Origin of the sequence: Pseudomonas sp. KCJK9000 (assembly GCF_046230725.1) — a bacterium.
GTDB lineage: Bacteria > Pseudomonadota > Gammaproteobacteria > Pseudomonadales > Pseudomonadaceae > Aquipseudomonas > Aquipseudomonas promysalinigenes.
This window is the reverse complement of record NZ_JBJJLN010000075.1, coordinates 1-13841: the sequence shown is the minus strand read 5'-3', so window position 1 is coordinate 13841 and position 13841 is coordinate 1. Positions and strand designations below refer to the sequence as shown.

12 protein-coding genes are annotated in these 13841 nt (G+C 62.2%); 6 read left to right on the top strand and 6 right to left on the bottom strand.

Features of this window, described 5'->3' with window-relative positions:
- Positions 1-285 precede the first annotated feature (285 nt).
- Both ACK59H_RS21240 and pap read right to left on the bottom strand, forming a co-directional pair.
- Positions 286-1239, bottom strand: a complete 954-nt coding sequence (locus ACK59H_RS21240) for a DMT family transporter (protein ID WP_409264881.1) — start codon at positions 1237-1239, stop codon at positions 286-288.
- Between the two features lie 119 nt (positions 1240-1358).
- Positions 1359-2852, bottom strand: coding sequence for a polyphosphate:AMP phosphotransferase (pap, locus tag ACK59H_RS21235; RefSeq protein WP_409264880.1), 1494 nt, complete (start codon positions 2850-2852; stop codon positions 1359-1361).
- A gap of 106 nt (positions 2853-2958) precedes the next feature.
- Here pap and mnmC point away from each other — a divergent pair, with 106 nt between their 5' ends.
- From mnmC to ACK59H_RS21210, 5 genes are all read left to right on the top strand, one after another.
- Positions 2959-4926 carry a bifunctional tRNA (5-methylaminomethyl-2-thiouridine)(34)-methyltransferase MnmD/FAD-dependent 5-carboxymethylaminomethyl-2-thiouridine(34) oxidoreductase MnmC gene (mnmC, locus tag ACK59H_RS21230; RefSeq protein WP_409264879.1) on the top strand — a complete coding sequence of 656 codons (1968 nt, stop codon included), beginning with the start codon at positions 2959-2961 and terminating at the stop codon, positions 4924-4926.
- A gap of 185 nt (positions 4927-5111) precedes the next feature.
- A complete protein-coding gene (locus tag ACK59H_RS21225; RefSeq protein WP_060478827.1) occupies positions 5112-6899 on the top strand; it encodes an N-acetylglutaminylglutamine amidotransferase in 1788 nt (595 codons plus the stop codon).
- 3 nt (positions 6900-6902) lie between these two features.
- Entirely contained in the window at positions 6903-8648 is a 1746-nt protein-coding gene (gene ngg, locus ACK59H_RS21220; RefSeq protein WP_409264878.1) for an N-acetylglutaminylglutamine synthetase, read from the top strand.
- A gap of 105 nt (positions 8649-8753) precedes the next feature.
- The gene (locus ACK59H_RS21215) at positions 8754-9938 is read left to right on the top strand and encodes an osmoprotectant NAGGN system M42 family peptidase (RefSeq protein ID WP_060478825.1); all 1185 of its coding nucleotides are present in this window, start codon (positions 8754-8756) and stop codon (positions 9936-9938) included.
- A 54-nt stretch (positions 9939-9992) separates the two neighbouring features.
- Positions 9993-10220, top strand: a complete 228-nt coding sequence (locus tag ACK59H_RS21210) for a YheU family protein (protein ID WP_186476552.1) — start codon at positions 9993-9995, stop codon at positions 10218-10220.
- Positions 10221-10253: 33 nt separating this feature from the next.
- On the opposite strand, the gene csrA is transcribed toward ACK59H_RS21210, so the two are convergent.
- Both csrA and ACK59H_RS21200 read right to left on the bottom strand, forming a co-directional pair.
- Positions 10254-10436 (bottom strand): carbon storage regulator CsrA, encoded by a 183-nt coding sequence (gene csrA, locus ACK59H_RS21205; protein ID WP_060478823.1) that lies wholly within the window; start codon positions 10434-10436, stop codon positions 10254-10256.
- A 130-nt stretch (positions 10437-10566) separates the two neighbouring features.
- Complete coding sequence (locus ACK59H_RS21200) at positions 10567-11376, bottom strand: SDR family oxidoreductase (RefSeq protein ID WP_060478822.1); 810 nt, start codon at positions 11374-11376, stop codon at positions 10567-10569.
- A 202-nt stretch (positions 11377-11578) separates the two neighbouring features.
- Here ACK59H_RS21200 and ACK59H_RS21195 point away from each other — a divergent pair, with 202 nt between their 5' ends.
- The gene (locus ACK59H_RS21195; protein WP_081016659.1) at positions 11579-11731 is read left to right on the top strand and encodes a DUF3309 family protein; all 153 of its coding nucleotides are present in this window, start codon (positions 11579-11581) and stop codon (positions 11729-11731) included.
- 53 nt (positions 11732-11784) lie between these two features.
- Here ACK59H_RS21195 and ACK59H_RS21190 read toward each other — a convergent pair whose 3' ends face one another.
- Both ACK59H_RS21190 and ACK59H_RS21185 read right to left on the bottom strand, forming a co-directional pair.
- Positions 11785-13449 (bottom strand): cation acetate symporter, encoded by a 1665-nt coding sequence (locus ACK59H_RS21190; RefSeq protein ID WP_060478821.1) that lies wholly within the window; start codon positions 13447-13449, stop codon positions 11785-11787.
- Positions 13446-13757 (bottom strand): DUF485 domain-containing protein, encoded by a 312-nt coding sequence (locus ACK59H_RS21185; RefSeq protein WP_110639578.1) that lies wholly within the window; start codon positions 13755-13757, stop codon positions 13446-13448. Before ACK59H_RS21185 ends, ACK59H_RS21190 begins: the two co-directional genes overlap by 4 nt.
- Positions 13758-13841 lie beyond the last annotated feature (84 nt).

The following is a 13841-nucleotide window of genomic DNA, read 5'->3' as shown; positions in this document are numbered from 1 at the left end:
CCCCGCAGGCATAATTGGCCCGAAACAAACGTAGGAGCGAGCGCAGCTCGCGATGCGCCGCGCGGGCGGCGCTCGATCTCACAGGCGCTAAAAAGCTCAGATGAAACCCCAAAAAATCCGATCCCAGATCACGTGTATCGGATTTTACAACCCCAAGCCTGGACTCAAATGCTCATGTGAACAGCATTACGCCTGTGCCGGCCTTTTCGCAGGTATACCCGCGCCTACCGGCTGTATGAGCTTTCGGGAGCAGCGGATTCACCCGCGAAGTACTAGCCTACCCACTCAGGCCAGGCGCGCCCGCCTGGCCTTCCACCCCGCCACCAGCGATGGCCCAAGCGCCACCAAGCTCGAACCCGCCACCACCGTCACCGCCCCCACATACCCCAGGGCATTGATATCTTCGGCCTGGACGTACTCAGGCCATGCCAAGGCCGCCAGCGCCACCGCAACGAAGGTCACCAGCGGTGTCAGCGCCAGGGTGGCACTGACCCGCGATGCCTCCCAGTGCGCTAGCGCCTCAGCGAATGCGCCATAGGCCACCAGGGTATTCAAGCAACAGGCCAGCAGCAGCCAACCCTGCACCCCAGTCAGTTGCAACACCTGCAACGGGTGTACCCAGGGCGTCAGCAGCACCGCGCAGCTCAGGTAAATGACCATCATCACCTGCTGCGAATGCCACACCGTCAGCAACTGCTTCTGGCTCAAGGCGTAGAACACCCAGATACTGGTCGCCAGCAGAACGGTCAGCACGCCGGTGGTGTAGGTGCCCAAGGAGGTCAGGAGCTCCTCGAGCCGCTGGTTGAAGAACAAGCCGAACCCGCACAGCAATACGACCAAACCAATACCCTGCCCCAGGGTGAACCGTTCCTTGAACACGAACACGCTGGTCACCAGCAACAGTACGGGGCCCATCTGCACCACCAGTTGGGCGGTGCCTGGGCTGAGCAACTTCAAGCCGATCAGGTACAGCACGTAGTTGCCCATCAGGCCGAGCACAGCCAACGCTACCAGGCCTTTGCCCTTGCGCCCCAGCTTGCGGGCCGATGGCAAGCGGCGCTGGGCCGCCAGCCAGGCGAACAGCAACCCGCCAGAGACCAGCAACCGATACCAGGTGACGGTCAGTGGGTCGACCACCTGCAACACCTGCTTGAGCTTGATCGGCAGGATGCCCCAGAGCAGTGCGGTCAGCAGCGCCAGGAATAGGCCATAGCCCCAGCGGCCGGAAGTTGTGTGCATACAGTCCTCGAACCAGAGCCCTTGATGGGTTTAGGCCGATTCTAAGGGCTCAGCGCTAGGCCCCGGTGGAAAATGCCGGGAAATAAATTCATAGGGTCATTCCGTGGCGGCATGCTGGGTCATTTCTTGCCTTTGGCGAAAGCGCCCTCCAGCGCCTCGTTGATCGTGCGCAGCACCTTCACCCGCGCCCAGCGCTTGTCATTGGCCTCAACCAGGGTCCAAGGGGCAATTTCGCTGCTGGTGCGGTCGACCATGTCACCCACCGCCTGGGTATAGTCGTCCCACTTCTCGCGGTTGCGCCAGTCGTCCTCGGTGATCTTGTAGCGCTTGAACGGAATCTGCTCGCGTTCTTCGAAGCGTTCGAGCTGGGTCTGCTGATCGATTGCCAGCCAGAACTTGACCACCACCACACCGGCATTGACCAGTTGCTCTTCGAAATCGTTGATTTCGCTGTAGGCGCGCATCCAGTCGGCCGGGCTGCAAAAGCCCTCCACCCGCTCCACCAACACGCGGCCATACCAGGAGCGGTCGAAGATGGTGAATTTGCCGCGCGCCGGGATATGCCGCCAGAACCGCCACAGGTAGGGCTGGGCGCGCTCCTCTTCGGTGGGCGCGGCAATTGGCACGATACGGTACTGGCGCGGGTCCAGCGCGGCGGCGACCCGGCGAATGGCTCCGCCCTTGCCGGCGGCGTCATTGCCTTCGAACACCGCCACCAAGGCGTGCCGGCGCATGCGTTTGTCGCGCAGCAGGCCAGCCAGACGCGCTTGTTCGGTGACCAGCTGTTCCTGGTAGTCGTGTTTGTCCAGGCGCAAGGTCATGTCCAGCGCGCCCAGCAGGCTGCGATCGTCGATGCTGTGACTGAGCGGGGCGACGTTGCCCTGGTGCTTGCCCTTCGGGTTGTTGGCCAGTGCCGCCTGCAGGCTCTCGAGCAGGATGCGCCCCACCGCCAGGCTGCGATAGTTCGGGTCGACGCCTTCGATGATGTGCCATGGCGCGTAGTCACGGCTGGTGCGGCGCAGCACGCGCTCGCCAAAACGCACGAAACGGTCGTAGGTTTGCGACTGCTGCCAGTCCAAGGGGCTGATCTTCCAGCTGTGCAGGGGGTCGTCCTTGAGCGACTTGAGCCGCGCCTTCATCTGCTTCTTGGACAAGTGGAACCAGAACTTGATGATCAGCGCCCCTTCGTCGCAGAGCATCTGTTCCAGCCGCTCGGCACCGGTGATGGCCTGGTCGAGCACGGCATCCTTGAACACACCATGTACCCGCCCCTGCAGCATCTGGCTGTACCAGTTGCCGAAAAACACGCCCATCCGCCCGTTGGGCGGCAAGGCCCGCCAGTAGCGCCAGGCCGGTGGCCGAGCCAGCTCCTCGTCGGTTTGCTGGTCGAAGGTGAGCACGTCGATCATGCGCGGGTCCATCCACTCGTTGAGCAGCTTGACCGTTTCGCCCTTGCCGGCACCTTCGACGCCGTTGATCAGCACGATCACTGGGAAACGTGCCTGCTGCTTGAGTTCGTACTGTGCATCGAGCAGTGCCTCGCGTAACGCGGGGACCTCTGCGTCGTAGGTGTCCTTGTCGATGCTGTGGCCGATTTGCGCGGATTCGAACATGCACTGGCTCCTTGATTGGATAAGCAAGACTAGCGGATTTGCGTTGTGCCTGTGCAAACCCTGCAGATGACATAAAATCCGCACATCCGCTGCAACCGAGCCAACCATGTCCACCCTTCTTCAGCATGCCCAGATCGACTGGGACGACCAGGGCCGCCCTCACTCGCGGCAGTACGACGACGTCTACTTCTCGAAAAACGAAGGCACCGACGAAACCCGCTACGTATTTCTCGAGCAGACCCGCCTGGCGCAACGCTTCGCCGAGCTTGAGCCACAGGCGTGCCTGGTGATCGGGGAAACCGGCTTCGGCACCGGCATGAATTTCTTCTGCGCCTGGCAGCTGTTCGCCGAAACGGCAGATCCCGATGCACGGCTGCATTTCATCAGCGTCGAAAAGTACCCCCTGGCCCATGACGACATGGCCCGCGCTGCACGCCTATGGCCGCAGATGGCCGGTTTCACCGAACCTTTCCTGGCTCAGTACGTGGCGGTTCACCCAGGCTTCCAGCAGTTCAGCTTTGATAACGGCCGGGTAACCCTGACCTTGCTGATCGGCGACGTACTGGAACAACTGCCGCAACTGGATGCGCGCATCGATGTGTGGTTCCTCGACGGTTTCGCGCCCGCGAAAAACCCCGACATGTGGACCCCCGAGCTGTTCTCGCAGTTGGCGCGGCTGGCCCATGCAGGCACGGCGCTGGCCACCTTCACCACCACCGGGTGGGTGCGCCGGGGGCTGATCGAGGCCGGTTTCGCCATGAAGAAGATTCCTGGCATCGGCAAGAAATGGGAAGTGATGAGTGGCCTGTACACCGGGCAACCTTCAGCCACCGACAGCGCCCCTTGGTATGCCCGCCCGGCACCGCTAGCCGGGCCGCGCCAGGCACTGGTGATCGGCGCAGGCCTGGCGGGCAGTGCCACTGCCGCCAGCCTGGCCAGGCGAGGTTGGCAGGTGACGGTGCTGGAGCGCCACTGGGCTGCGGCCCAGGAAGCCTCCGGTAACCCTCAAGGGGTGCTGTACCTGAAACTGTCTGCCCATGGCACCGCCCTGTCGCAACTGATCCTGTCCGGTTTCGGTTATACCCGGCGCCAGCTCGAGCGCTTGCAGCGCGGCGAACAGTGGGACGCCTGCGGGGTTCTGCAATTGGCCTTCGACGGTAAGGAAGCCGAACGTCAGGCCAAGCTTGCTCAGGCCTTCGACAGCGGGTTGCTGCAGGCACTGGAACAGGCTGAGGCCGAGGCAGTTGCGGGAGTGGCGCTGCCAGCGGGCGGGCTGTACTACCCGGAAGGTGGCTGGGTGCACCCGCCGTCTTTGTGCCAGGCACAGTTGCAACACCCCAACATCCGCGTCCAGCCTCACCAGCATGTGCTGCAGTTGCGCAAAGTCCAAGGCCTCTGGCAAGCGTGGGACGGCGAGCGCGAGCTGGCCAGCGCGCCGCTGGTGGTGCTGGCCGCGGCTGCCGATGTACGCAGGTTCCCCGCCTGCTCGCAGTTGCCGCTCAAGCGCATTCGCGGGCAGATCACCCGCCTGCCGGCAACCTGCGCCAGCCGAGCACTGCGCACCGTGGTCTGTGCCGATGGCTACGTTGCGCCGCCCCGACAGGATGAACACACCTTGGGCGCCAGCTTTGACTTCAGCAGCGACGACCTGACGCCCACGGTAGCCGAGCACCAAGGTAATCTGCGGTTATTGCAGGGGATATCCGTTGACCTGGCATCTCGCCTGGGCGCAGACACACTGGACCCGACGCAGTTGCAGGGGCGTGCGGCGTTTCGCTGTACCAGCCCGGATTACCTGCCGATCGTCGGGCCCCTGGCTGACCCTGCCCTGTTCACAGAGGCCTATGCCGTGCTTGCCAAGGATGCCCGGCAGGTGCCCGATGTAGCTTGCCCTTGGTTGGACGGGCTGTATGTGAATAGCGGGCACGGCTCACGTGGGTTGATCACCGCGCCGCTCAGTGGCGAGCTGATTGCGGCCTGGGCCAGCGGGGAGCCACTGCCTTTGCCCAGAGCAGTGGCCGAGGCGTGCCATCCGAATCGATTCATGTTGCGACAGTTGATTCGAGGAAAGTGATCGGCGCAATCAAGAGCCGCTGCCAACCGGGGGATGACCATGAACACCTATCGGTGAACATGAGCTGCCACATCGCCACTTATAACCAATCGATCTAAAACTCACACAAAGCGCATAGGTCAGTTCCTTACAGGGTGCCCTAATCCGGGGCACTCATTCCCCAACGGAAAAACCGGTAAGGACCTATGTGCGGATTAGCAGGAGAGTTGCGTTTCACCCCCATCGATCAAGCCCCTCGCCCAGCCGACTTGGCTGCGGTAGAGCGCATGACCCATCATCTGGCGCCGCGCGGCCCCGACGCCTGGGGCTTCCATAGCCTAGGCCCGATTGCCCTTGGCCACCGCCGGCTGAAGATCATGGACCTGTCCGACGGCTCGGCGCAGCCGATGGTCGATAACACCCTTGGCCTGTCGTTGGCGTTCAACGGCGCCATCTACAACTTCCCCGAACTGCGCCAGGAGCTGCTGGACCTGGGCTACAGCTTCTGGTCGGACGGCGACACCGAAGTGTTGCTCAAGGGCTACCACGCCTGGGGTGCAGCCTTGCTGCCCAAGCTCAACGGCATGTTCGCCCTGGCCATCTGGGAACGTGACAATCAGCGACTGTTCCTGGCCCGCGACCGACTCGGCGTCAAGCCGCTGTATCTGTCGCGCAACGGCGAGCGACTGCGCTTTGCCTCAACCCTGCCAGCGTTGCTCAAAGGCGGCGACATCGACCCGATGATCGACCCGGTAGGGCTTAATCACTACCTGAACTTCCATGCTGTGGTACCTGCGCCACGCACGCTGCTGGCCAATGTCCAGAAGCTCGAACCCGGCACCTGGATGCGTGTGGACCGGCATGGCGAGGTCGAGCGCCAGACGTGGTGGCAACTGCAATATGGCCCGAACCCCGACGAGCGCGACCTCGACCTGGAAGGCTGGACCACACGGGTACTCGACGCCACCCGCGACGCCGTGGCAATCCGCCAACGTGCCGCCGTGGATGTGGGTGTACTGCTGTCCGGCGGAGTTGACTCAAGCCTGCTGGTCGGCCTGCTGCGTGAGGTGGGCGTGGATGACCTCTCCACCTTCTCCATCGGCTTCGAGGACGCGGGCGGCGAGCGTGGCGATGAATTCCAGTACTCGGACCTGATAGCCAAGCATTACGGCACTCGCCATCACCAGCTGCGCATCGCTGAGCATGAAATCATCGAGCAACTGCCGGCCGCATTCCGCGCCATGAGCGAACCGATGGTCAGCCATGACTGCATCGCCTTCTACCTGCTGTCGCGCGAGGTGGCCAAGCATTGCAAAGGCGTGCAAAGCGGCCAGGGCGCCGACGAGCTGTTCGCCGGCTACCACTGGTATCCGAAAGTGGACGGCGCACAGGATGCTTTCGCAGCCTACCGTGATGCCTTCTTCGACCGCAGCCACGCTGAGTATCGCGACACGGTCCAAGCGCCATGGCTGCTGGAAACCGACGTGGCCGGCGACTTCGTGCGCGAGCACTTCGCCCGGCCGGGTGCACCGGAGGCCGTGGACAAGGCCCTGCGCCTGGACAGCACGGTGATGCTGGTGGACGACCCGGTCAAGCGGGTGGACAACATGACCATGGCCTGGGGGCTCGAAGCGCGCACGCCGTTCCTCGATTACCGCCTGGTAGAGCTGTCGGCGCGTATTCCGGCACGTTTCAAACTGCCTGACGGCGGCAAGCAGGTGCTCAAGCAAGCGGCGCGGCGGGTGATCCCACATGAAGTCATCGACCGCAAGAAGGGCTATTTCCCGGTGCCCGGCCTCAAGCACCTGGAAGGTGCGACATTAGGCTGGGTGCGCGAGCTGCTGACTGACCCCAGCCAGGATCGCGGCCTGTTCAACCCGACCATGCTCGACCGCTTGCTGAGCAACCCACACGGTCAGCTCACCCCATTGCGCGGCTCCAAGCTGTGGCAATTGGCGGCACTGAACCTGTGGCTCAGCGAACAAGGAATCTGACCGATGAAAGCCCATGAAATCGCTTACGGTCAGCGTTTGCTGCGCGGCCAGGCACCGTCCTACGAGCGCCTACAGGCGCGCCTGGCCGGTGATGGCAGCGAACCCCACGACCAGCCGCGAGCCTTGCACTGCGGTTGGGGGCGCCTGTTGATCGGCCACACCTACCCGGACCCTGCCAGCCTGGCAGCGGAGCTGCTGGACGAGCGCCCCGGCGAGCGCGACATCGCGCTGTATGTGGCCGCCCCCCAGCAGTTGTTGGCCCAAGCCCCACAGCAGCTGTTTCTCGACCCCTCCGATACCCTGCGCCTGTGGTTCACCGACTACCGCCCAGCGCAGCGGGTGTTTCGCGGGTTCAGGGTGCGCCGGGCGCAAAATGCGGGCGACTGGCAGGCCATCAATACGTTATATCAGGCGCGTGGCATGCTGCCAGTCGACCCAGACCTGCTCACCCCTCGTCACCTCGGCGGCCCGGTGTACTGGCTGGCGGAAGACGAAGACAGCGGTGCGGTGATCGGCAGCGTGATGGGCCTGAACCACAGCAAGGCCTTCGACGACCCCGAGCATGGCAGCAGCCTATGGTGTTTGGCGGTAGACCCACAATGCACCCGCCCAGGCGTCGGTGAGGTGCTGGTACGGCACTTGATCGAACATTTCATGAGCCGTGGCCTTGCCTACCTGGACTTGTCGGTATTGCACGACAATCGCCAGGCCAAGCGTTTGTACGACAAACTCGGCTTTCGCAATTTGCCAACGTTCGCCGTCAAACGCCGCAACGGTATCAATCAGCAACTCTTCCTTGGCCCGGGGCCTGCGGCCGGGCTCAACCCCTATGCTCGGATCATCGTCGACGAGGCGCTGCGCCGGGGGATCGAAGTGCAGGTCGACGATGCTGCAGGCGGCTTGTTCACCCTCAGCCTGGGCGGGCGACGCATTCGCTGCCGCGAATCGCTGAGCGACCTGACCAGTGCCGTGACCATGACCCTGTGCCAGGACAAACGCTTGACTCAACATGCCCTGCACAACGCCGGGTTGCAGGTTCCGGCGCAACAGTTGGCAGGCAACGCCGACGACAACTTGGCGTTCCTGGATGAGCATGGCGCAGTGGTGGTCAAGCCGGTCGATGGCGAACAGGGCCAGGGTGTCGCGGTGAATCTTACCTGCATCGAGGAAGTGACCCAGGCCGTAGAGACCGCCCGCCGCTTCGACAGCCGCGTGCTGTTGGAGAGCTACCATGCCGGTAGCGACTTGCGCATTGTGGTGATCGGTTATGAAGTCGTGGCTGCAGCCATCCGCCATCCTGCCCACGTGGTAGGTGATGGCAAGCACAGCATCCGCCAGCTGATCGAAGCGCAAAGCCGTCGCCGCCAAGCGGCCACCGGCGGCGAGAGCCGTATTCCGCTGGATGATGAAACCGAGCGCACACTGCAGGCCGCAGGCCTGGGCTATGAAGACATTTTGCCTGCGGGTAACCGCCTGGCGGTAAGGCGCACAGCCAACCTGCACACCGGCGGCACCCTGGAAGATGTGACCGAACGCCTGCACCCGGTGCTCGCCGATGCGGCTGTGCGAGCAGCGCGGGCGCTGGAGATTCCGGTGGTAGGCCTGGATTTCATGGTGCGCGATGCTGAGTGCCCAGAGTACGTGATCATCGAGGCCAACGAACGAGCTGGCTTGGCCAATCACGAGCCGCAGCCTACTGCAGAGCGGTTCGTCGATCTGCTGTTCCCCCAGAGCCGGCCGTTGGCTTAAGACAGTAAAGGCCCGTTCACGGGTTAATCCGCTCGCATGGCCTTCGGCTTGCCGTGCGAGCGGGTTCAGCCGTGAACAGACCCGCAGAAGAACCAAGGAGTACCCATGTCTGAACGACTCCCCGAACCCGACCTCGACTACCTGAAGCGCGTGCTTCTGGAGATGCTCGCCATCCCCAGCCCGACTGGTTTCACCGATACCATCGTGCGCTATGTGGCCGAACGACTGGATGAACTGGGCATTCCCTATGAGCTGACTCGCCGCGGCACCATCCGCGCTACCCTCAAAGGCCGGCAGAGCTCGCCTGACCGCGCCGTCTCGGCTCACCTCGATACCATTGGCGCCAGCGTGCGTCAGTTGCAGGACAACGGGCGCCTTGCCCTGGCCCCGGTCGGCTGTTGGTCGAGCCGCTTCGCCGAAGGCAGCCGGGTCAGTGTGTTCACCGACACCGGAGTATTTCGCGGTAGCGTACTGCCGCTGATGGCCAGCGGCCATGCGTTCAACACCGCCATCGACCAGATGCCGGTGAGCTGGGAGCACGTGGAGGTCCGCCTGGACGCGTACTGTGCCACCCGTGCCGACTGTGAAGCGCTGGGCATTTCCATCGGCGACTTCGTCGCCTTCGACCCACTTCCGGAGTTTACCGATAGCGGTCACATCAGTGCCCGCCACCTGGATGACAAGGCGGGTGTAGCAGCATTGCTGGCGGCACTGAAGGCAGTGGTTGAAAGTGGCCAACAGCCGCTGATCGATTGCCACCCGCTGTTCACCATCACCGAAGAAACCGGCTCGGGTGCGGCCGGCGCCCTGCCCTGGGATGTCAGTGAGTTCGTCGGCATCGACATCGCCCCGGTAGCGCCGGGCCAGGCCTCCAGCGAACATGCGGTGAGTGTGGCCATGCAGGATTCGTCCGGGCCTTACGATTACCACTTGTCACGCCATCTGCTGAAGCTGGCGGGCGATCAGGATGTACCGGTGCGCCGTGACCTGTTCCGCTATTACTTCAGTGACGCCCACTCGGCCGTGACGGCCGGGCATGACATACGCACCGCACTGGTAGCGTTTGGCTGCGACGCAACCCACGGCTACGAACGCACCCATATCGACAGCTTGTCCGCCCTCAGCCGATTACTAAGTGCCTACCTGCTCAGCCCACCGGTATTTGCCAGCGACTCGCAACCGGCCAACGCATCGCTGGAGCGCTTTAGCCACCAACTGGAGCACGATGCGCAGATGGAGAGCGACACCCGGGTGCCGGCCGTGGACAGCCTGCTAGGAAATAAAAGCTGATGGCACTGCAATCGCGTAGCATGCAGCGCTCATGACTTGGACTGTGCGCTGCCCATGCTGATCCCCTACGACCAACTGCAAGCTGAAACCCTCACCCGCCTGATCGAGGACTTCGTGACCCGCGAAGGCACCGACAATGGCGATGACACGCCCCTGGAAACCCGCGTATTGCGGGTTCGTCAGGCGCTGGCCAAAGGCCAGGCGTTCATCCTGTTCGATGTGCAAAGCCAGCAGTGCCAACTGCTGGCCAAGCATGACGTGCCACGGGAATTGCTCGACTGACTTCTGGCCTTGAAGCCACGCGGCCGAGGCAGGTCAATCAGCCTTGCGCTCGGCCTGCTCTTTGATGCGCCGATAGACCTCCGCCCGGTGCACCGGCACTTTGCGCGGCGCATCCACGCCAAAACGCACCAGCCCATTGTGGGTATCCACTACCTTGATTCGAATATCGTCACCTATGGTGATGACTTCGCCGACTTCTCGTGCGATCACCAGCATGCTGCGCTCCTTTTTGGCATCAGGAAAAACCGCAGCGTGCTTGGGGATATTCTGCTAGACAAGGGCTAGCCAGCAATTCAGAGCAAGCCTACGCACCGTTGTAATTTTTCCTACGGGCTGGGCTGTGCAATCACCGGGGTTGCGCCTTTGCTCGCATTTTTACCGCCATCTCGGCCATCTCATCGTATAGCCGCTCTGGCGCCTTGCGCTTGAGCTCCCAGGCCAGGCGCCCGGCTTCATGGGGCAGAATCAGAAACTCGCCGGCCGCGACCTGCTGGTGAATGTAGTCGGCAATATCCACCGCGCTGATCGGGGAGCCTTCCAGCAATTTGCCGACCTGCACTTTCATCGCCGGGTTCGGGCCGCGGAAGGAGTCGAGCAGGTTGGTCTGGAAGAACGACGGGCAAACCACATGCACAGCCACCTCGAGCTGGCGCAGCTCCACCAGCAGGCTCTCCGACAACGCAAGCACCCCCGCCTTGGCAACGTTGTAGTTGCTCATGCCCGGCCCCTGCATCAGTGCCGCCATCGAAGCGACGTTGATGATGCGCCCTTTGCTGCGCTCCAGTTGCGGCAAGAACGCCTTGCACCCCTTGACCACGCCCATCAGGTTGACTGCGAGCTGCCAGTCCCAGTCTTCCAGGGACAGCTCGGCGAAGAAACCACCTGAGGCGACGCCGGCATTGTTGACGATCACATCGATGCCTGCGAAACGCTCCTCGCAGGCCTGGGCCAAGGCGGTCAGCTGGCTGTAATCGCGAACATCGCAGCGCTGGACGAAGCCATCGCCGCCTGCCGCCCGTACCCCCTCCAGGGTTTCGCGCAGGCCCGCTTCGTTGACATCAGCCAGCGCCAAGCGCCAGCCCTCCCGGGCCCAACGCAGGGCGATCTCCCGGCCAAGGCCGGAACCTGCGCCAGTGATCATGATGCGGTTTTGCATAGTGGCACGCCTTGTTCTGACGGGTTGTGTCAGGAGTCTAATCAAGGCCTTGGTCAACAGCAGGGTTAATCAGGATAGTGAATGGGCGAACATGACTGCATGGTGCTCAAGCAAATGGAATCTTTCACAAGCGGCAACGGTCGGAATTACAAGAGGCCGGCAGTGTGAGGCCCTTGACCCCTAAACACACAAGGATTTCTTCATGACCACGATTCTGATCATCATCCTGATCCTGTTGTTGATCGGCGGCTTACCGGTCTTCCCCCACTCGCGCAGCTGGGGCTACGGCCCGTCGGGCATCATCGGCGTGGTGCTGGTGGTGCTGCTGGTGTTGCTGCTATTGGGCAGAATCTAGCCGGCACGCAAAAAAAAAACCGCGCCTAGGCGCGGTTTTTTTTGCGTTATGAATCAGTGCGAAACGGCGCCGGAAGCCCCAAGGCCAGTCTGGGAGCGAACGAACTGTGGGAAGAACTTGGCACGTTCGTCATCCGCGGCTTTGGAGGTATCGGTGATCGAGAAGAACCAGATACCGACGAAGGCAATCAGCATCGAGAACAGCGCTGGGTACTCGTACGGATAGATGGCTTTTTCATGACCGAGGATCTGCACCCAGATGGTCGGGCCCAGGATCATCAGGGTCACCGCGCTCACTAGCCCCAACCAGCCGCCAATCATGGCACCGCGGGTGGTCAGTTTCTTCCAGTACATCGAAAGCAGCAGCACCGGGAAGTTGCAGCTGGCAGCGATGGAGAATGCCAGGCCAACCATGAAGGCGATGTTCTGCTTCTCGAACAGAATGCCCAAGCCAATCGCCAACACGCCAAGGGCAACGGTGGTGATCTTCGACACCCGAATTTCATCCTTGTCGTTGGCCTTGCCTTTACGCCAAACGCTGGCATACAGGTCGTGGGACACTGCCGATGCACCGGCCAGGGTCAGGCCGGCCACCACCGCCAGGATGGTGGCGAAGGCCACGGCGGAGATGAACCCGAGGAACACGCTGCCACCCACGGCATCGGCCAGGTGCACTGCGGCCATGTTGTTGCCGCCGATCAGGGCGCCTGCGGCGTCCTTGAATTCAGGGTTGGTGCTGACCAGCAGAATGGCGCCAAAGCCAATGATGAAGGTCAGGATGTAGAAGTAACCGATGAAACCGGTGGCATACAGCACGCTCTTGCGCGCTTCTTTGGCGTCACTGACGGTGAAGAAGCGCATCAGGATATGCGGCAGGCCGGCAGTACCGAACATCAGGGCAAGGCCCAGCGAGAACGCCGAGATGGGGTCTTTCACCAGCCCGCCAGGGCTCATGATCGCCTCGCCTTTGGCATGGACCTTGATCGCTTCGGAGAACAGTGTGTTGAAGTCGAAGCCCACATGCTTCATCACCATCAACGCCATGAAGCTGGCACCGGACAACAGCAGCACAGCCTTGATGATTTGTACCCAAGTGGTTGCCAGCATGCCGCCGAACAGCACGTACAGGCACATCAGGATACCCACAAGGATCACCGCAACGTGGTAGTCCAGGCCGAACAGCAGCTCGATCAGCTTGCCCGCGCCAACCATTTGCGCGATCAGGTAGAACGCGACCACTACCAGCGAACCAGACGCCGATAGGGTACGGATCTGCTTCTGCCCCAGGCGATAAGAGGCGACGTCGGCGAAGGTGTACTTGCCAAGGTTACGCAGGCGTTCGGCGATCAGGAACAGGATGATCGGCCAACCGACCAAAAAGCCGATCGAGTAGATCAGGCCGTCGTAGCCGGAGGTGAACACCAGCGCCGAAATACCCAGGAACGAGGCGGCCGACATGTAGTCGCCGGCAATCGCCAGGCCGTTCTGGAAACCCGTGATCTTGCCACCGGCTGCATAGTAGTCCGCCGCCGATTTGTTGCGCTTGGAGGCCCAGTAGGTGATGCCGAGGGTGAAAGCAACGAAGGCCACGAACATGGCGATCGCCGGTACGTTCAGCGGTTGTTTCTGCACCTCGCCGGTCAGGGCATCGGCGGCCCACACGGCGGGTGCGAAGGCTCCGCAGGCCAGTACGGCCAGGGCTTTGGCGTGGCGAATCATTGTTGCGCCTCCTTCAGGATGGCCTTGTTCAGCTCATCGAACTCGCCGTTGGCGCGGCGAACGTAGATGGCGGTCAGGACGAATGCCGAAACGATCAGGCCCACGCCCAGGGGAATACCCCAGGTGATGGATGAATCAGGGCTGAGCTTGGTGCCTAGAATCTGGGGACCGTAGGCAATCAGGAGGATGAAGGCGCAGTAGAGGCCGAGCATGATCGCCGAAAGAATCCAGGCGAACCGCTCACGTTTGCTGACCAGCTCCTTGAAGCGGGGGCTGTTTTGAATCGAAAGGTAAATGCTGTCGTTCATTGTTTTTGTCCTAGCAGCACAAGTAGGGGAAACCCACACCCTTACTTTATGCGGCTAGCGAACACCAACCAGACGACCTTAGTC

Coding starts and splice junctions, on each gene's coding strand:
- ACK59H_RS21225 (WP_060478827.1), top strand. CDS start 5,112: ATGTGCGGATTAGCAGGAGAGTTGCGTTTCACCCCCATCGATCAAGCC.
- ngg (WP_409264878.1), top strand. CDS start 6,903: ATGAAAGCCCATGAAATCGCTTACGGTCAGCGTTTGCTGCGCGGCCAG.
- ACK59H_RS21215 (WP_060478825.1), top strand. CDS start 8,754: ATGTCTGAACGACTCCCCGAACCCGACCTCGACTACCTGAAGCGCGTG.
- ACK59H_RS21240 (WP_409264881.1), bottom strand. CDS start 1,239: ATGCACACAACTTCCGGCCGCTGGGGCTATGGCCTATTCCTGGCGCTG.
- mnmC (WP_409264879.1), top strand. CDS start 2,959: ATGTCCACCCTTCTTCAGCATGCCCAGATCGACTGGGACGACCAGGGC.
- ACK59H_RS21190 (WP_060478821.1), bottom strand. CDS start 13,449: ATGATTCGCCACGCCAAAGCCCTGGCCGTACTGGCCTGCGGAGCCTTC.
- ACK59H_RS21195 (WP_081016659.1), top strand. CDS start 11,579: ATGACCACGATTCTGATCATCATCCTGATCCTGTTGTTGATCGGCGGC.
- ACK59H_RS21210 (WP_186476552.1), top strand. CDS start 9,993: ATGCTGATCCCCTACGACCAACTGCAAGCTGAAACCCTCACCCGCCTG.
- csrA (WP_060478823.1), bottom strand. CDS start 10,436: ATGCTGGTGATCGCACGAGAAGTCGGCGAAGTCATCACCATAGGTGAC.
- ACK59H_RS21185 (WP_110639578.1), bottom strand. CDS start 13,757: ATGAACGACAGCATTTACCTTTCGATTCAAAACAGCCCCCGCTTCAAG.
- ACK59H_RS21200 (WP_060478822.1), bottom strand. CDS start 11,376: ATGCAAAACCGCATCATGATCACTGGCGCAGGTTCCGGCCTTGGCCGG.
- pap (WP_409264880.1), bottom strand. CDS start 2,852: ATGTTCGAATCCGCGCAAATCGGCCACAGCATCGACAAGGACACCTAC.